The following is a 15,984-nucleotide window of genomic DNA, read 5'->3' as shown; positions in this document are numbered from 1 at the left end:
TCTGGCTCTGGCTCTGGCTCTGGCTCTGGCTCTGGCTCTGGCTCTGGCTCTGGCTCTGGCTCTGGCTCGGGCTCGGGCTCGGGCTCGGGCTCGGGCTCGGGCTCGGGTTCGGGTTCGGGTTCGGGTTCGGGTTCGGGTTCGGGTTCGGGTTCGGGTTCGGGTTCGACAACCTCGGCCTCTTCGACGGGCTGACGTTCCGGTTCCGCAGGTTCCGCGTCGACCGCTTCGACAGGCTCCGCCTCCACGGGCTCGTCGTCTACAGGCTCGGCCTCCGTAGTCTCGGCCGGCTCTGCCTGCTGGGCATGAGGAGCACCACCAGCGGCCGCCATGGAGATTTCCAGCCCGCCCACTCCGGCATCCTCGGCGCCCGCCGGCGGGTCGCGCAGCAGGAAGGCCATCGCCACCAGCAGGTGCAACGCGACCGCCAGCACGATGGCCACCATCCAGTGTCGAAACGTCGGCTGCATCAGACTTCCGGTACTGTCAGCAGATCAATGCGCTCGATCCCCGCCTCGCGCAGGCGTTCAAGCACCCCGACGACCTCGACGGCTTCCGCCCGTCCATCCGACTTCACACGGACCCGGGCCGCATCTCCGTGACGCTCGACGTGTTCGCGTACCAGGCCGGCCATTTCGTCAAGATCGACTTCATCCTGATTAACCGCCAGCCGGCCCTCGGTCCCGATGATCACCATGAACTCGTCCGGCCCGGGCTGGCCATCCACGGCCGACTCCACCGGTTCGACCTCGAACGGATCGATCGCGCTCAACTGGCCAGCCACCATAAAGAAGATCAACAACAGGAAAACAATGTTGATCAGCGGCAGGATGCTCTCGTCGTCGTTGCGCGGGCGATGGGCAACCTGAAAGTGGCGACGCTGTCCGATCATGGCTGTGCCTGCCGGATTACCGAAAGATTGCGCGCCCCAACATCTGCGAGTCCCTCCAGCACGTTGACGGTGTCCTGCATGCTGACCCCCGGGGCCGGCATCACCAGGACCCGCGTGTCCGCTTCTTCGCGCACGCGCGCGCTGATACGGTCGTGCAGGTCGCCCTCCGACAGCATCTCTCCCGCCAGCCGCAGCCCGTCCGACCGGATCTCGACCAGCATGGCGCCTTCCATCGAGCCGGCCCCACCGGCCTCGGCCGGCGCCTCGAGTTGCACCGCGCGCCACTCAAGGAAGCTCGAGGCGAGCATGAAGAACACGAGCAGGATGAAGACGACATCGATCAGCGGAGTGAGGCTGATCAGATTGCGTCGGCGCGGGCGGCTAGTGTCCAGCATCGGCCGTTCGGGGCAGAGCGCCCCCAGGCGAGTTTGCCTCGTCAGCCTCGCAAGGCCTCGGTTGGACCGGGCTCTCGGCGGTCAGGGGTACGGCCGCGTACTGCCCCCCGGTGAACAGGCGGGTCACGGCATCATCCATGCGGTGCGCGACCCGCTCCACCCGCGTCTCCAGCCAGTTGAGTGCCGCCACGACCGGGATCGCGACCGCCAGCCCGACGGCGGTCGTCAGCAGGGCCTCCCAGATACCACCGGACAGGACCGCCGGGTCCACCTGACTTCCGGCCTCTTCCATCGCTCGGAAGGCGCGGATCATCCCCATCACGGTACCCAGCAGGCCCAGCAAAGGCGCCAGCGCGCCGATCACTTCGAGTGGCCGCAGCCCCTGACGCAGGGACTGGATGGTCGCGTTACCGTAGCGCACGACCTCCTCCCGCACGATGGACTCCGACGCGCCGGCCTGCAGGCCCCGGATGCCCCGCGCCACCGCCCGCGCGGCGGGATTGGGGGTGGCCTCGGCACACTGGATCGCACCCTGGATATCCCCGCGGTGGAAGCGGTTCAGCGCTTCATCCGCCGGACGCACATCGGTGACCCTCATGCGCCACAACTGCCACAGCTTGACCAGCACAAAGGCCAGTGCGACCACCGAGGCCCCCAGCAGGATCAGGACGACGGGCCCACCCGCGTCGAGAAAGCCGGCCAGGCGCTCCGATGGAATCCATTGGTCGAAATTCATCGCTTAGCTCCGAGCGTTCTGAAAATGCACGCCGCCCATGCCGACGACGCCCCGGCCTCCAACGCGGCAGGGCACCGCAAAACGGACGGCGGCTCTAGAAGAAACGAGCACGGCAGACCCGCCACCGCGCTCCAATACAATACGACAAAGCGGGTGGCAGCCTTACATGGCCACGGCGGGGCCGGGTCGGGCGGCAGGCTCCGGGGGCGTGCGCGTTCCCGACACCTGCAGCACATTTGCGGCGGTATCACGGGAGCACCCCTTCAGCAGGCAATTCGCTCGACGAGCGCACTTGCCACATTCGGAACTCACGCCCAGACGATCGCGAAGATCCCGCATGCGCAGGCCTTCCTGGCTGGAATCGATCAGTTCCCGAATATCGCGCTCGCGAACGGATTTGCAGATACAGACGATCATCGCCTTCCTCAATCTACCTGGCTACTGAGGCGGACGATACGATTACTGAGAATGGTTTGCAACACCATTAGCGATTGAACGGGTTTCGCATGCCGCAGAAGTGCGCTGCACCGCCGCTCCACGCAGCCAGACGAAAAAAGCCCCGCATTCGCGGGGCCTTAAAAAGCACTTGGCAGGCCAGGAAACGCGACGTACGCGCGCCTCTCGAGGGCCTGACAACAAACTCAGTGCTGGTGACCGCCGACGCCGTGGGCGTGGCCGTGCTCCAGCTCCTCGGCGGAGGCCTCGCGCACTTCGACGACTTCGACGTCGAAGTTGAGGTTCTCGCCAGCCAGCGGGTGATTGCCGTCCACGGTCGCGGTATCGCCCTCGACCTTGGTCACGGTCACGGTCAGCGGGCCATTCTGGGTCTCGGCCTGGAACTGCATGCCCGGCTGCACGGAATCCACGCCCTGGAAGGCCTCCAGCGGGATCTCCTGCACCATGGCCTCGATCTTCTCGCCATAGCCCTCTTCCGGCGCCACCTTGGCCTGGACCTTGTCACCGGCGGCCTTGCCCTCAAGCTCGCGCTCAAGCCCCGGAACCAGCTGGCCATTCCCGTGCAGATAGGCGAGCGGCTCGCGGCCCTCGGAGCTGTCGATGGTCTCGCCAGCATCGTTGGTCAGGGTGTAGTGGATGGACACCACGGCGTTCTGTGCAACTTGCATGGGCTTCGCCCTCTCGATATGTGAACCGCACAGGGTAACGCGCATGGCCCCGCGGCGTCAGGTCCACCCTTTGTCGGGGCGGTTTCCGGGGGAGGGGCAACCCTCCCCGGTTCCGTGATCAGGCCTTTTGCAGCAGCAGACGGTTCAGGCGCGAGACGAAGCCGGAGGGGTCCTCCAGCTGGCCGCCTTCCGCCAGCAGCGACTGGTCGAACAGCAGCGAGGCCAGATCACCGAAGTCGTCCCCTTCGGCCGCGCGCAGGCGCTCGACCAGCGGGTGCTTCGGGTTAATCTCGAGCACCGGCTTGCTGGAGAAGGTCTCCTGCCCGGCCTGCTTCAGAAGTTCCTGCAGGTACAGCGCCATTTCGTGCTCGCCGAGCACGATGCAGGCCGGCGAATCGACCAGGCGTTTCGAGGCGCGCACGGAGTCGACGCGCTCGCCCAGTGCGGCCTGGATGCGCTCCGGCAGGTCGCCCAGATCCTCGTCGGCCTTCGCGCTGTCGTCCGCGGCACCCTCTTTTGCCGCGTCCTCACCGATGATCTTGTCCAGATCAAGGTCACCCTTGGCGACATTCTTGATCGGCTTGCCATCGAACTCGCGCAGGTGCGAGAGCAGCCACTCGTCGACCCGGTCGGACAGCAGCAGCACCTCGATGCCGTGCTTGCGGAAGATCTCCAGGTGTGGGCTGTTGCGCGCCGCGCTGGCGTTGTCGGCGCTGATTACGTAAATCGCGTCCTGGCCGTCCTTCATTCGGCCGATGTAGTCGGCCAGCGAGGCGTTCTGGGTGTCGTCATCGTTTTGCGTGCTGGCGAAGCGCAGCAGGCCCGCGATCTGCTCGCGATTGGCGTGGTCCTCGCCCGGGCCCTCCTTCAGCACGCGGCCGAAGTTCTGCCAGATCTCGGCATACTTCTCCGGCTCGTTCTTCGCAATGCTCTCCAGCAGGCCGAGGATCTTCTTGACCGAGCCGGAACGGATCGAGTCGACCAGGCGGTTGTCCTGCAGGATCTCGCGCGAGACGTTCAGCGGAAGATCGGCCGAGTCCACCACCCCGCGCACGAAGCGCAGGTAGTTGGGCAGGAGCTTCTCGGCGTCGTCCATGATGAACACGCGCTTCACGTAGAGCTTGACGCCGTGGCGCGCATCGCGGTCCCACAGGTCGAACGGGGCGCGTTTGGGGATGTAGAACAGCGTGGTGTACTCCTGACGCCCCTCGACATGGTTGTGGGTCCAGGCGGACGGATCCTCGAAGTCGTGTGCGACGTGCTTGTAGAACTCGCGGTACTCGTCGTCGCTGATCTCGCTCTTCGGCCGGGTCCACAGTGCGCTGGCGCGGTTGACGGTCTCCCACTCGTCGGTGGGCTTGCCGTCGTCATCGGCCTTGCGCATACGGATCGGGAACGCCACGTGGTCGGAGTAGCGGCTGATGATGTGACGCAGACGGAAGGACTCGAGGAATTCGTCGGCATCCTCCTTCAGCGTCAGCGTGATCTCGGTGCCGGCCTCGGGGCGCTCGCAGTCGGTCAGGGTGTACTCGCCATCGCCGCGCGACTCCCAGCGGGTACCGGCCTCCTCGGGCGTCCCCGCGCGACGCGTCTCGAGGCGGACGTGATCAGCCACGATGAACGAGGAGTAGAACCCGACGCCAAACTGGCCGATCAGCTGCGAGTCCTTCTTCTGGTCGCCAGTCAGCTTGTCGAGGAAGGCCTTCGTGCCGGAACGCGCGATGGTGCCGATGTGCTCGATGACCTCGTCGCGCGACATGCCGATGCCATTATCACGCACGGTGACGCTGCGGGCCTCCTTGTCCACCTCGACGTCGATCGCCAGCTCGGCCGGCTGCGGGATCGCGTCGGGCTGGGCCAGCGCCTCGAAGCGCAGCTTGTCGCAGGCGTCGGCACCGTTGGAGATCAATTCGCGCAAGAAGATTTCGCGGTTGGAATACAGCGAGTGGATCATCAGCTGCAGCAGCTGGCTGACCTCGGTCTCGAAGCGGCGGGTCTCGGTATGGCCCTCGGCGGCCGATGCGGTCTGCGTGTCCGTCATGGTCCTGTACGTTCCTCTCGTGCGCTTGGATGGGTTCTACAGCACGCACCTTGGGGGCAGCGTTCGCATTTTCAAGCCCGCAGGCTCCGCGCGACGTCCTCTAGTCGTGGCCAGCACCCGGCCCCTACAAACAAAAAAACCACCGCGGGCAGCCCGCGGTGGTCCAAGGGGGCCGGCCCTCTCAGACCCGCCCGCGACCGTGTGAACGGTTTACTGGTTCACCGGCGAATCGGGATCCAGCAGATAGGCCATGACGTGGCTGATCTGCTCCTCGGTCAGGAAATTGCGCCCGAATCGCGGCATGTAGGTACAAGGGAAATACTGGTGCGGGTTACTGACGACCTCATGGACGTAGTTCAGCACTGACTCATCGGTGCCGCGCTCGCGGCCGTAGTTTGCAAGACTCGGACCGATTGTCCCATAGGTGGTTTCCGCCGGGTCCATCTGATGGCAGGCGTAGCAGTTCGCCCCCGGCTCGCGGGTGCCGTGGTCGTCGTTGTTGTGCCCGACGCGATAGCCATAGCCGGAACGGGCCAGTTCGGCGCCGCGGCGCCAGTCGCCCAGCTCCACTCCGCCATCGGGTCGTTCGTATGAGGCACGCGCGGCCGCGACCACCTGGCCTGCGGTTTCGCTGTCCGGGGATCCTTCGAGCGAGCACAAGGCCTGGACCTCGTCCTGCTTCATTCGCTCCCGGCCGGTGCCACCTTCCTGCACCTCCTGGTCCATGCGATAGCTATCGGTCTCGAGCACCAGATGCTCGGCCAGCTCCTCGGGGCTCATTTGGGTGATGTCGACCTCGCGGTCCGAGGCGTCCTGGAAGAACTGGTCGCAACCCGCCAGCGCCGCCGATGCCGAAACCACCACCGCGGCAGTCAGATTTTTCTTATTGAACATCCCTGAGCCTCCCCTCACGCCCGTCATGACCGATGGCTTTTCTTAGCCCGTGCCCGCACCAATCCCGCGGTCCATCGGTTCCCCTGTTCAGCCCATCTGTGCGGCCCGGCGGGCACGCTCGTAAAAGAGCCGTGCAAGCACCCAACCGCAGAAATTCGTAAGGAAGCGGGTTGCCACGCGTCGCGCGCGACAACCCGCTCTACTGCCTTGCTGCACCGGCCCCGAAGGGGCCGAGCAGCTGTCGTGCAAGACGACTTACCGGTTGTTAACCGGGGACTCCGGATCGAGCAGGTAGGCCATGATGTGGCTGATCTGCTCTTCGGTCAGAAGCCCCTGGAAACGCGGCATTTCACCGCAGGGGAAGTACTGATGCGGATTGGAGATCACCTGATGCACATACTGACGGATCTCCTGGCTGTCGCCACGCTGCGCCCCGTAGTTCTCGAGGTTCGGGCCGATGGTGCCCTGGACCGAAACGCTCGAATCCATCACGTGGCAGTTGTAGCAGTTGCCACCCTGCTCGCGGGTGCCGTGGTCATCGACGTTGTGGCCGATACGGTAGCCGTAGCCGGAATCCGCCAGCTCGGCACCCTTGCGCCAGTCACCCAGCTCGATGTCGCCTTCCGGCGCCTGGTACTGCTCACGCGCCAGAGCCACAACCTTGCCGGCCGTCTCGCCGTCCAGATCATTGCGGGTGGAGTCGAACGAGCAGGCCTTCTGGATCTCGTCCTGAGTCATGCGGTCGCGCCAGCCACCGCCTTCCTGCATTTCCTGATCACGCCAGCTGTTGGTCTCGAAGATGAGATGCTCAGCCAGCTCCTCGGCGCTCATGGCCGTGATATCCACGTCATCCGCCTTGTTGCCATCGGCGACCGCACAGCCAGCGGCCAGGGCGACGGATGCAAATGCGGCTACACCGGCCGCAACAGTGTTTTTATTAAACATACTTGATGTCTCCTATTGCGTCCGTAGTTACCGCTTCAGGTCGGGCAGGATGGCCGGTTCGCCACGCGCCGCGTCATTCCAGTAGGAGATCAGCGCGGTGTTCACCGGGGTATCCGGCAGGATACCGGCATGACGCATCTGCCATACGCAACCACGGATACGATGGTTCTGGCTGCGGACATTGTCCTGTCCCGCGCGGTGGGCCGGCCAGGAAACCGCCTTGGTCCACTCCTGCGAGTTACGCATTTCCGGCAGCACGGACGCACGGATCTGCTTGCCAGAAGACCCGTGGCACGCCGCGCAGTTGAAATCCATCGCGCCGCCACGGCGGAAGAAGAGGACTTCGCCGGCGTCACGCATCGCCTTTTCTTTCGGGTGATCCAGCGGCGGATTCCACGCGTAACCAGAGGACTGATGCGCGATGTAGGTCGTCAGACGCATGATGTCCGAACCGGACCCGTGACGCTGGGAGACAGCGGAGTCATCGTCGGTGAAGCCCTGGATCTCCTTCATGCAATGCACCAGGCGCATTTCGAAGTCCATCACCTTGCCGGTGTCCTCGAAGTAGCGCGGGAGCTCGACATAGGCGCCGTCCAGGACGCCCTCGCCCTTGCCGAAATCGCAGCTTTCGAGCGATGCATTGTTCGGGCCACGCTCTTCGTAGAACAGGCGCTCGCCGTCATCCAGCAGCCACAGGGCGGGGTTGTCCGGCATCATCATGATGTTCATTTCACTCTGATGCAGGTACTTCGAGTCGGGCTGCGCTTCGAGCAGCTTTTGCAGGACATCGTTCGGATCCTGCCATTCTGCCTGGGCCGCGGTACCCGCAACCCCGACCGCCATTGCTACGGGCAACGCAAGCAATGCTTTCTTGAACATGGAAACCTCCATCACACGGTTTTTTCGATACGGTCCGTGGCCGGAGCGGCCCGGACCTGTGTAGCAGAGTGCTGAACCGGGGTCCGTGCTGTCAACACAAAAAGCTATATTAGCGTTTTCTAACAGTCTGTTTTTCAAGGATTCTCGGAGCCCAGCACCGTCTGGCAGACGCAGCATACGCGACTTCTATTCCACCGAGTGATGGAATTTTCGGTGGTGTCGGCTTGTCGGCACGAGCCAGGCCAGGCGTAATGCCTGGCAAGCCTTTGAACAAGGGGAGGAAACCGCGCCTCGCACTACCGGCGCACTGCCAGTGACAGGAGTAAAAAGCGCTAGTCGAGCTGAAGCACGCCTTCGTGAACGAGCAGGGCGCGCTTCACCTCGGCCAACGGGCCATCCTGGTCACCCGCGTAGCCACCAATGTCGCGCGTACCGCGGTGACGCGCGGACACCACGCGATGACAGGGGATGAACAACGGCCAGGGGTTGGCGCGGCAGGCCTGGCCCACGGCACGCGGGGCCGAGCCAATCTGGGAGGCAATTTGCGCGTAGGTCCGCACCTCGCCTACGGGGATGGCCGAAAGTGCGGCCCAGACCCGGCGGGCGTGCTCCGTCCCCGGTGGTACCGCTGGCGTCGCCCGCCACTGCCCCGGATCGCGGGCGTAGTCTGCAGGGTCGAAGGCAGGAGGGGACCGGTCAGCGGTCGGGATATCGCGCAGTGGGGACAGGTCGGGTGGATCGTCGGGACGCTGCCAGCCGCAGGCCAGCAGGTCGCCCTGCCCGGACTCCAGCCACGCAAAAGCCAGCGCGACTCCCGGCAGGAGACAGCGCTGGCTTCGCATGGCCGATTCGGCCGACAACGGAAAACCGGGTGGGCGCGAGCGGGGCTGCGCGGCCACCCCGGTCATCAGGCGCCGTTCCGGTTCGCCTTGATATCTTCCTTGATGCGCGCGGCCTTGCCGGTGCGATCCCGCAGGAAGTACAGCTTAGAGCGACGGACCTTGCCGCGACGCTTCACCTTGATCTCGGCAATCTGCGGGCTGTGCGTCTGGAAGGTACGCTCCACGCCGTTGCCGTAGGAGACCTTGCGCAGGGTGAACGCCGAGTTGAGGCCACGGCTGCGCTTGCCGATCACCACACCCTCGAAGGCCTGCAGGCGCTCACGCTCGCCTTCGCGCACCTTCACCTGCACCACCAGGGTGTCGCCCGGACCAAAGTCCGGTACGTCGGACTTCATCTGTTCGGCTTCCAGTTGCTGAATCACGCTGTTCATCGTTCGACCTCAATCATCGCTTTCGGTGTGCGGACCGCCCTTCCGGCGTTCCACACGGTATTCGTCCAACAGGGCCAGATCCTCGGCCCCGAGTTCTTCGCGCGCCAGCACGTCCGGCCGCCGCTCCCAGGTTCGCCCCAGCGCCTCGCGTCGGCGCCAGCGTCGGATGGCACCATGATCGCCACCCAGCAGGACCTGCGGTACCGCACGCCCTGCCACCACCTCTGGCCGCGTGTAGTGCGGGCAGTCGAGCAGGCCCTCGCTGAACGAGTCCTGCCCGGCGGAATCCGCATGACCGAGCACACCCGGGAGCAGGCGCGCACAGGCATCGATCACCACCATCGCGCCCAGCTCGCCACCGGACAGGACATAGTCGCCCAGCGACCATTCCTCGTCGACCTGCGCCTCGATAAAGCGCTCGTCGATGCCCTCGTAGCGGCCGCACACCAGCGCCACCCGCGGCTTCCTGACCAGCTCTCGCAGCATGGCCTGCCGGATCGGCCGCCCCTGCGGGGTCAGGGCGATCACGTGCAGGGGCGCCGTCGCGTCGGCCCGCGCCGCCTCCAGCGCGGACGCCAGCGGCGCATACTGCATGACCATGCCGGGGCCGCCACCATAGGGGCGATCATCCACCGCCTGGTGGAAACCGGCCCCCCAGTCACGCGGGTTCCAGGTCTCCAGCGCGAGCCGGCCCTGCTGCACCGCCCGCCCGGTCACCCCGGATTCGCCCACCGCCGTAACCAGCTCCGGAAACAGCGTGACGATATCGAAGCGCATCGTCCGCCTCAGAATTCCGGATCCCAGTCGACCCGCAACCGCCGAGCCTCCAGGTCCACATCCAGGATGTACTGGCCCTGCACCCAGGGGATCAGTCGTTCGCGATCACCGCGCACAACCAGCACATCATTGGCGCCACCGGTCTCCATGAATCCCGAGATGCGCCCCAGCGCGGTCCCGTCCTGGTGCTCGACCTCCATGCCCAGCAGGTCGGCCCAGTAGTACTCGCCATCCTCGGCGGGTGGGAGCCAGTCGCGCTCGATCGCCAGCTCGGCGCCCATCAGGCCGTAGGCCGCCTCGCGATCCGCGGTCTCGGCAAATTTCATCACGACGCCGTGCCCGTGGGCCCGGCCCGCTTCGACATCCGCCAGCCGCCAGCCGGCGCCGGAACGCAGCCACAACCGGGGGAAGTCGGCAATCGCGGCGCGCGGCTCGGTCTCGGAAAAGATCCGGACCCAGCCCTTCACGCCGTACACCCCGGAGACGCGTCCGACGCGGATGCGTTCACCCGCCTCGTTCATCACCGGAGTTCGGTCTACTACGCGTAATCAGCGAACCGACGGCTTCAGGCCGCGGCTTGCTGCTTGCGGTAGCCCTTGACCAGGTGGTTCACGCGCTCGGACATGCCGGCGCCGTGGCCCAGCCAGTAGTCCACGCGTTCCAGATCAATGCGCAGCGGCTCTTCCTGACCGCGGGCGACCGGGTTGAAGAAGCCAATCTGTTCTTTGTAACCGCTGTCCCGACGCTTACGCGAATCGGTGACGACGATCGAGTAGAACGGGCGCTTTTTGGCGCCGCGGCGAAGCAGGCGAATCGTAACCATATGTTCTGTTGAACCCCGTTTGAGTCCGTTTTCTCGAGAAAACGCGCGATTATAACGAATCCCGCCGCCAGCACAAGGTGCCGGCGGCCGTGACAGCGGCTAACTAGCGAAACGGCATGCCCCCGCCGGGGCCACCCATTCCACCCATGCCACCCATTTTGCCCCCCAGGGCACGCATCATCTTCGATGCGCCGCCCTTGGAGAATTTCTTCATCGCCTTGCTCATTTGCGCATGTTGCTTGAGCAGGCGATTCACATCCTGAATCTGAGTGCCAGATCCGGCGGCGATCCGGCGTTTGCGCGAACCCTTGATAACGTCCGGGTGGCGCCGCTCGTGCTCGGTCATCGACGAGATCACGGCCATCATGCGACCAATCTCCTTGTCGTTGGCCTGGTTCTTCACCGCGTCCGGCAACTTGCCGCCCCCGGGCAGCTTTTCCAGCATCGAGCTGATCCCGCCCATCTTCTGCATCTGACCGAGTTGCTCGCGCAGGTCGTTCAGGTCGAAACCGCGCCCCTTCTTCAGCTTGCGCGTGAGCTTTGCGGCCTTGTCCTGGTCGACCTGGCGGCTGGCCTCCTCAACCAGGGACAGGACATCGCCCTTGCCGAGGATGCGCGAGGCGATACGCTCGGGATGGAACGGCTCCAGCGCATCCGGGCGCTCGCCCATACCGATGAACTTGATCGGCACCCCGGTGATCTGGCGCACCGACAGCGCGGCACCGCCGCGGGCGTCACCGTCAGCCTTGGTCAGCACCACGCCGGTCAGCGGCAAGGCCTCGCCGAAGGCGCGCGCGGTGTTCGCCGCGTCCTGGCCAGTCATGGAGTCGACCACGAACAGGGTCTCGATCGGGTCGATCGCCTGATGCAGGGCCTTCACCTCGGCCATCATGTCTTCATCGACATGCAGCCGCCCGGCGGTATCCACCAGCAGCACCTCGGTGCCGTCACGACGCGCTCGCGTGACCGCCTCGCTCGCGATCGCCTCGGGCTTCTGGCTGATGTCACTGGGATAGAACGTGACCTCGACCTGCCCGGCCAGGGTCTCCAACTGCTGGATCGCCGCCGGCCGATAGACGTCACAGCTGACCACCGCGACCTTCTTCTTTTCGCGCTCGCGCAACAGGCGCGCGAGCTTGCCGATACTGGTGGTCTTGCCCGCGCCCTGCAGGCCGGCCACCAGCACGACGGCCGGCGGCTGGACCGCCAGGTTCAGCGAGGCGTTCTCCCCGCCCATCGTCGCGATCAGCTCGTCATGGACGACCTTGATCAGGGCCTGCCCCGGGGTAAGGCTCCCGATGACCTCCTGGCCCAGCGCCTTTTCCTTGACGTCCTTGACGAACTCGCGCACCACCGGCAGGGCCACATCGGCCTCCAGCAGTGCCATGCGCACCTCGCGCAGGGCATCCTGAATATTGTCCTCGGTGAGCCGCGCCTGGCCTTTCAGGCGCTTCATGGTCTCCTGGAGGCGGCTGGAAAGGCCGTCGAACATCGTCTGTCCTCGTCTCGCTCGTTCTGGCCCGGCCCATGCCGGGAAAGACCGTACAGTATACCGGCCCCGCCACCCGGCCTGCACGGCCCCAGTCGCGATCCGGGTTTGCCGCCCTGAATGTGCATTCAGGCTCGGGAGCGGGGATAATCGCCGCCCATGACCACCGTTGCCGGACTGCTCGCCGTCGCCCTGTATCTCGCCACCACGGGATACCTGATCGTCGCCTCCCGCACCCAGCCCCTGGCCGCCGGGCAGCCCCGCGCGCCGCTGATGCTGTGGCTGGCGGCCCTGCTCGCGCACCTCGGGGCCCTGATCCCGCTCGTCGCGACCGAGACAGGGCTGAACCTGTGCCTGGGCAACGCCCTGTCGGCATCGATGTGGCTGGTTGCAGGGCTGCTGTGGCTGACCGCGCTACGCCACCCACTAGCCGTGCTCGGCGTGGTGATCCTGCCACTGACCGCACTGGCCACCCTGACCGCGGTACTGTGTGACGGCGACACGTCCTACGCGACCTCGGCCGGGATCGACCTGCATATCCTGTTCTCGGCGCTGGGCTGGGCCTTCCTGGCACTCTCCACCGCCCAGGCCGCGGTCATGACGGCCCAGCACCGCGCGCTGCACAACCATCACACGGCCGGGATCGTGCGCCACCTGCCGCCGCTGTTCTCGATGGAGGTCTGGCTGTTCCGCATGATCTTCATCGGCTGGCTGTTCCTCGGACTCAGCCTGCTCTCCGGCTTAGTATTTGTGGACGACCTGTTCGCCCAGCACCTGGTCCACAAGACCGTCCTGTCGCTGCTGGCCTGGGTGATCTTCTCGACCCTGCTGGTCGGGCGCTGGCGCCTGGGCTGGCGCGGCACCCGCGCCCTGGCGTGGACCACGGGCGGGTTTGTCGCCCTGGTTCTGGCCTATTTCGGCTCCAAGCTGGTCCTGGAGATCATCCTCGGGCGCGTCTGATGGTGCTCCCGGCCGACAGGCTTGACAGCCCGGCGGCGCTTGCCTGAAATGATTCAGACTACGCAGCCCCGTCAGCCCGCCCACACCTGACCGCAGGCCATCCCGTTGCAAGAGATCCCGCTGTCCGTCCTGTTCGGCGCCCTGCTCGTGCTGTTCCTGCTGTCGGCGTTCTTCTCCGGATCGGAAACGGCGCTGATGGCGCTGAACCGCTACCGCATGCGCCACCGCGCCCAGACCGGGCACCGTGGCGCCGCGATTGCCGCCCGCCTGCTGGAACGGCCGGACCGCCTGATCGGGCTGATCCTGCTCGGCAACAACTTCGTCAACATCCTGATCGCCCAGATCGCCACCTTTATCGGCTGGCGCCTGTTCGGCGATACCGGCGTGGCCATCGCCACCGGGGTGCTGACGCTGACCCTGCTGATTTTCGCCGAGACCGCCCCCAAGACGCTCGCAGCACTGCACAGCGAACGCGTCGCCTATCCCGCCGCCTGGATCTACTGCGGGCTGCTGAAGGTGATGTGGCCCGTGGTGTGGATGATCAATGTGCTGGCCAACGGCGTACTGCGCCTGTTCGGGGTGCACATGAAGCCCGGCCAGCGTTCGGCCCTGAACACCGACGAGCTGCGCAGTGTGGTCTCCGAGGCCGGCGCCCTGATCCCGGCAAACCACCAGCGCATGCTGCTGAACCTGCTGGACCTGGAACGCACCACGGTCGAGGACATCATGATCCCGCGCAACGAGATCGTGGTGGTGGACCTGAACGAGCCCTGGAACGAGGTCGTCGAGCAGCTGGTGCACGGCAGCTTCACCCGCCTGCCAGTGGTCGAGGGCGAGCTGGATCATATCGTCGGCTTCCTGCACCGGCGTGACGTGATCCCACTGATCGAGCGTGATGACTTTGACGCCGAAGACCTGCGCCAGATCCTGACCCCGCCCTACTTCATCCCCGAGGGCACGGCGCTAAACCGCCAGCTGATTAACTTCCAGCAACAGAAAAAACGGATCGGCCTGGTGGTGGACGAGTACGGCGACATCGAGGGTCTGATCACATTGGAGGACCTCCTGGAAGAGATCGTCGGAGAATTCACCACCGACTCCCCGGCCATGAGCGACGACGTGCTGCGCCAGGAGGATGGCTCGGCGATGGTCGATGGCGGCATCCACCTGCGCGAGCTCAACCGCTCGCTGGGCCTGGAGCTCCCGGTGGATGGCCCCAAGACCCTGAGTGGCCTGATCGTCGAATACCTCGAGAGCATCCCCGAAGCGCCAGTCAGCGTGCGCATTAACGGCGTCGTCATGGACATCGTGCAAATCAAGAACAACACCATCCGCACCGTGCGCGTGGTCGCCCCCGACCTGCCAGCCACGCCGGACCACAAGGAAGCCTGATGGCGAAGGCCAAGACCCAGTACGTCTGCCGGGAATGCGGCGCGGTGAGCCCCAAGTGGGCGGGCCAGTGCGGCGACTGCGGCGCCTGGAACACCCTGGAGGAGGCCGTGCCGGCCACCCCGTCCGGACCGCGCGGCGGCTACGCGGGCGAGGTCGCCGGCATTACCCGGCTGGGCGAGGTTGAGGCCGGCGAGGTCCCGCGCACCGGCACCGGCCTGTCGGAGCTGGACCGCGCCCTGGGCGGAGGGCTGGTACACGGGTCGGTCGTTCTGCTCGGCGGCGACCCGGGGATCGGCAAGTCCACCCTGCTGCTGCAGACGCTGGCCATGCTGCCGGTCGATGACACGCTTTACGTGACCGGCGAGGAATCCGCCCAGCAGATCAGCATGCGCGCTAGGCGGCTCGGGCTTGAGGTCGACGGGCTGCGCCTGCTGACCGAGACGCAGGTGGAGAACGTTATCGCCACCTGCGAGCGCGAACGCCCGCGCGTGCTGGTGATCGACTCCATCCAGACGCTGTACACCGCCGCACTGCAGTCCGCCCCCGGCTCGGTCGGGCAGGTGCGCGAGAGTGCGGCCGCCCTGGTGCGCCTGGCCAAGCAGCGCGGGATCACCGTGATCCTGGTGGGCCACGTGACCAAGGACGGCCAGCTGGCCGGACCGCGCGTGCTCGAGCACATGGTCGACACGGTGCTGTATTTCGAGGGCGACCCGGACGGGCGCTACCGCATGCTGCGCGCGGTGAAGAACCGCTTTGGCGCGGTCAACGAGCTGGGCGTGTTCGCGATGCTGGAGAACGGGCTCAAGGCCGTCTCCAACCCCTCCGCCATCTTCCTCTCGCGCCACCAGGGCCCGGTGCCCGGGTCCGTGGTAATGGTCACGCGCGAGGGCACGCGGCCGCTGCTGGTGGAGGTGCAGGCCCTGGTCTCCGAGAGCCACGCCCCACAGCCGCGGCGTATCACTGTCGGGCTGGAACAGAACCGCCTGACCATGCTGCTGGCCGTGCTGCATCGCCACGGGGGCGTGGCGCTGTTCGATCAGGACGTGTTCATCAACGTCGTCGGTGGCGTGCGCGTGACCGAGACGGCCGCCGACCTGCCGATGCTCGCCGCCGCCCTGTCGAGCTTTCGCGACCGCCCCCTGCCGCAGGAGATGCTCGCCTTTGGCGAGGTCGGGCTGGCCGGCGAGATCCGGCCTGTGCCGAATGGCGAGGAGCGCCTGCGCGAGGCCGCCAAGCACGGCTACACGCGGGCGATCGCGCCGGCGGCCAATGCGCCGCGCAAGCCCATCAAGGGCATGGAAGTCGTCGCGGTCTCGCGCCTCTCCGAAGTCCTCGACGCCCTGTAGCGCCCGGCCTCGCCGCCCTTC

Annotated in this window: 18 protein-coding genes and 1 pseudogene; 3 read left to right on the top strand and 16 right to left on the bottom strand. The window is 65.9% G+C overall.

The genetic code is table 11. The features are described from left to right. The 16 genes and pseudogenes from C936_RS15105 to ffh form a co-directional block, all read right to left on the bottom strand. Nucleotides 1–467, bottom strand: a pseudogene (locus C936_RS15105) (energy transducer TonB); the annotation flags it as partial. Next, entirely contained in the window at nucleotides 467–889 is a 423-nt protein-coding gene (locus C936_RS0106715; RefSeq protein ID WP_012981853.1) for a biopolymer transporter ExbD, read from the bottom strand. The pseudogene C936_RS15105 and the gene C936_RS0106715, both read right to left, overlap by 1 nt. Next, a complete protein-coding gene (locus tag C936_RS0106710; RefSeq protein WP_012981852.1) occupies nucleotides 886–1,284 on the bottom strand; it encodes a biopolymer transporter ExbD in 399 nt (132 codons plus the stop codon). The genes C936_RS0106715 and C936_RS0106710 overlap by 4 nt, the downstream gene beginning before the upstream one ends. Next, nucleotides 1,271–2,020 carry a MotA/TolQ/ExbB proton channel family protein gene (locus tag C936_RS0106705; protein WP_012981851.1) on the bottom strand — a complete coding sequence of 250 codons (750 nt, stop codon included), beginning with the start codon at nucleotides 2,018–2,020 and terminating at the stop codon, nucleotides 1,271–1,273. The genes C936_RS0106710 and C936_RS0106705 overlap by 14 nt, the downstream gene beginning before the upstream one ends. Nucleotides 2,021–2,182: 162 nt before the next feature. Continuing rightward, on the bottom strand, nucleotides 2,183–2,437 hold the full coding sequence (locus C936_RS0106700; protein ID WP_018137634.1) for a bacterioferritin-associated ferredoxin: 255 nt from the start codon (nucleotides 2,435–2,437) through the stop codon (nucleotides 2,183–2,185). Between the two features lie 224 nt (nucleotides 2,438–2,661). Continuing rightward, the gene (locus tag C936_RS0106695) at nucleotides 2,662–3,144 is read right to left on the bottom strand and encodes a peptidylprolyl isomerase (RefSeq protein WP_018137635.1); all 483 of its coding nucleotides are present in this window, start codon (nucleotides 3,142–3,144) and stop codon (nucleotides 2,662–2,664) included. Between the two features lie 118 nt (nucleotides 3,145–3,262). Then, the gene (htpG, locus tag C936_RS0106690; protein WP_018174579.1) at nucleotides 3,263–5,185 is read right to left on the bottom strand and encodes a molecular chaperone HtpG; all 1,923 of its coding nucleotides are present in this window, start codon (nucleotides 5,183–5,185) and stop codon (nucleotides 3,263–3,265) included. A 210-nt stretch (nucleotides 5,186–5,395) separates the two neighbouring features. Further along, nucleotides 5,396–6,079, bottom strand: a complete 684-nt coding sequence (gene soxX, locus C936_RS0106685; protein WP_018174578.1) for a sulfur oxidation c-type cytochrome SoxX — start codon at nucleotides 6,077–6,079, stop codon at nucleotides 5,396–5,398. Between the two features lie 255 nt (nucleotides 6,080–6,334). Next, on the bottom strand, nucleotides 6,335–7,024 hold the full coding sequence (soxX, locus tag C936_RS0106680; RefSeq protein ID WP_018137638.1) for a sulfur oxidation c-type cytochrome SoxX: 690 nt from the start codon (nucleotides 7,022–7,024) through the stop codon (nucleotides 6,335–6,337). Between the two features lie 27 nt (nucleotides 7,025–7,051). Then, entirely contained in the window at nucleotides 7,052–7,867 is an 816-nt protein-coding gene (gene soxA / locus C936_RS0106675) for a sulfur oxidation c-type cytochrome SoxA (RefSeq protein ID WP_018137639.1), read from the bottom strand. Between the two features lie 368 nt (nucleotides 7,868–8,235). Continuing rightward, nucleotides 8,236–8,811, bottom strand: a complete 576-nt coding sequence (locus C936_RS0106670; RefSeq protein ID WP_018174577.1) for a methylated-DNA--[protein]-cysteine S-methyltransferase — start codon at nucleotides 8,809–8,811, stop codon at nucleotides 8,236–8,238. After that, entirely contained in the window at nucleotides 8,811–9,176 is a 366-nt protein-coding gene (gene rplS / locus C936_RS0106665) for a 50S ribosomal protein L19 (RefSeq protein ID WP_018137641.1), read from the bottom strand. Before rplS ends, C936_RS0106670 begins: the two co-directional genes overlap by 1 nt. Before the next feature lie 9 nt (nucleotides 9,177–9,185). After that, entirely contained in the window at nucleotides 9,186–9,953 is a 768-nt protein-coding gene (trmD, locus tag C936_RS0106660) for a tRNA (guanosine(37)-N1)-methyltransferase TrmD (RefSeq protein WP_018137642.1), read from the bottom strand. Between the two features lie 8 nt (nucleotides 9,954–9,961). Next, entirely contained in the window at nucleotides 9,962–10,474 is a 513-nt protein-coding gene (gene rimM, locus C936_RS0106655) for a ribosome maturation factor RimM (protein ID WP_018137643.1), read from the bottom strand. Between the two features lie 44 nt (nucleotides 10,475–10,518). Then, nucleotides 10,519–10,776, bottom strand: coding sequence for a 30S ribosomal protein S16 (gene rpsP / locus C936_RS0106650; RefSeq protein WP_012981840.1), 258 nt, complete (start codon nucleotides 10,774–10,776; stop codon nucleotides 10,519–10,521). A 103-nt stretch (nucleotides 10,777–10,879) separates the two neighbouring features. Next, nucleotides 10,880–12,268 carry a signal recognition particle protein gene (gene ffh / locus C936_RS0106645; RefSeq protein ID WP_018137644.1) on the bottom strand — a complete coding sequence of 463 codons (1,389 nt, stop codon included), beginning with the start codon at nucleotides 12,266–12,268 and terminating at the stop codon, nucleotides 10,880–10,882. A gap of 156 nt (nucleotides 12,269–12,424) precedes the next feature. On the opposite strand from ffh, the gene C936_RS0106640 reads away from it, so the two are divergent. The 3 genes from C936_RS0106640 to radA all read left to right on the top strand — a co-directional run bounded on the left by C936_RS0106640 (nucleotide 12,425) and on the right by radA (nucleotide 15,963). After that, nucleotides 12,425–13,225, top strand: coding sequence for an inner membrane protein YpjD (locus tag C936_RS0106640; RefSeq protein ID WP_018137645.1), 801 nt, complete (start codon nucleotides 12,425–12,427; stop codon nucleotides 13,223–13,225). Nucleotides 13,226–13,330: 105 nt separating this feature from the next. Further along, complete coding sequence (locus C936_RS0106635; protein WP_018174576.1) at nucleotides 13,331–14,617, top strand: HlyC/CorC family transporter; 1,287 nt, start codon at nucleotides 13,331–13,333, stop codon at nucleotides 14,615–14,617. Then, on the top strand, nucleotides 14,617–15,963 hold the full coding sequence (gene radA / locus C936_RS0106630; protein WP_018137647.1) for a DNA repair protein RadA: 1,347 nt from the start codon (nucleotides 14,617–14,619) through the stop codon (nucleotides 15,961–15,963). The genes C936_RS0106635 and radA overlap by 1 nt, the downstream gene beginning before the upstream one ends. Nucleotides 15,964–15,984: the final 21 nt, after the last annotated feature.

This window comes from Thioalkalivibrio sp. ALJ4 (assembly GCF_000377225.1).
Classification (GTDB): domain Bacteria; phylum Pseudomonadota; class Gammaproteobacteria; order Ectothiorhodospirales; family Ectothiorhodospiraceae; genus Thioalkalivibrio.
Note: the sequence above shows the minus strand (reverse complement) of the source record. Positions and strands in the feature narration are given on the sequence as shown.

What these genes read in the sequence shown, in the direction of transcription:
- C936_RS0106715 (WP_012981853.1), bottom strand. Translation starts at nt 889, where the DNA reads ATGATCGGACAGCGTCGCCACTTTCAGGTTGCCCATCGCCCGCGCAAC.
- C936_RS0106710 (WP_012981852.1), bottom strand. Translation starts at nt 1,284, where the DNA reads ATGCTGGACACTAGCCGCCCGCGCCGACGCAATCTGATCAGCCTCACT.
- C936_RS0106705 (WP_012981851.1), bottom strand. Translation starts at nt 2,020, where the DNA reads ATGAATTTCGACCAATGGATTCCATCGGAGCGCCTGGCCGGCTTTCTC.
- C936_RS0106700 (WP_018137634.1), bottom strand. Translation starts at nt 2,437, where the DNA reads ATGATCGTCTGTATCTGCAAATCCGTTCGCGAGCGCGATATTCGGGAA.
- C936_RS0106695 (WP_018137635.1), bottom strand. Translation starts at nt 3,144, where the DNA reads ATGCAAGTTGCACAGAACGCCGTGGTGTCCATCCACTACACCCTGACC.
- htpG (WP_018174579.1), bottom strand. Translation starts at nt 5,185, where the DNA reads ATGACGGACACGCAGACCGCATCGGCCGCCGAGGGCCATACCGAGACC.
- soxX (WP_018174578.1), bottom strand. Translation starts at nt 6,079, where the DNA reads ATGTTCAATAAGAAAAATCTGACTGCCGCGGTGGTGGTTTCGGCATCG.
- soxX (WP_018137638.1), bottom strand. Translation starts at nt 7,024, where the DNA reads ATGTTTAATAAAAACACTGTTGCGGCCGGTGTAGCCGCATTTGCATCC.
- soxA (WP_018137639.1), bottom strand. Translation starts at nt 7,867, where the DNA reads ATGGCGGTCGGGGTTGCGGGTACCGCGGCCCAGGCAGAATGGCAGGAT.
- C936_RS0106670 (WP_018174577.1), bottom strand. Translation starts at nt 8,811, where the DNA reads ATGACCGGGGTGGCCGCGCAGCCCCGCTCGCGCCCACCCGGTTTTCCG.
- rplS (WP_018137641.1), bottom strand. Translation starts at nt 9,176, where the DNA reads ATGAACAGCGTGATTCAGCAACTGGAAGCCGAACAGATGAAGTCCGAC.
- trmD (WP_018137642.1), bottom strand. Translation starts at nt 9,953, where the DNA reads ATGCGCTTCGATATCGTCACGCTGTTTCCGGAGCTGGTTACGGCGGTG.
- rimM (WP_018137643.1), bottom strand. Translation starts at nt 10,474, where the DNA reads ATGAACGAGGCGGGTGAACGCATCCGCGTCGGACGCGTCTCCGGGGTG.
- rpsP (WP_012981840.1), bottom strand. Translation starts at nt 10,776, where the DNA reads ATGGTTACGATTCGCCTGCTTCGCCGCGGCGCCAAAAAGCGCCCGTTC.
- ffh (WP_018137644.1), bottom strand. Translation starts at nt 12,268, where the DNA reads ATGTTCGACGGCCTTTCCAGCCGCCTCCAGGAGACCATGAAGCGCCTG.
- C936_RS0106640 (WP_018137645.1), top strand. Translation starts at nt 12,425, where the DNA reads ATGACCACCGTTGCCGGACTGCTCGCCGTCGCCCTGTATCTCGCCACC.
- radA (WP_018137647.1), top strand. Translation starts at nt 14,617, where the DNA reads ATGGCGAAGGCCAAGACCCAGTACGTCTGCCGGGAATGCGGCGCGGTG.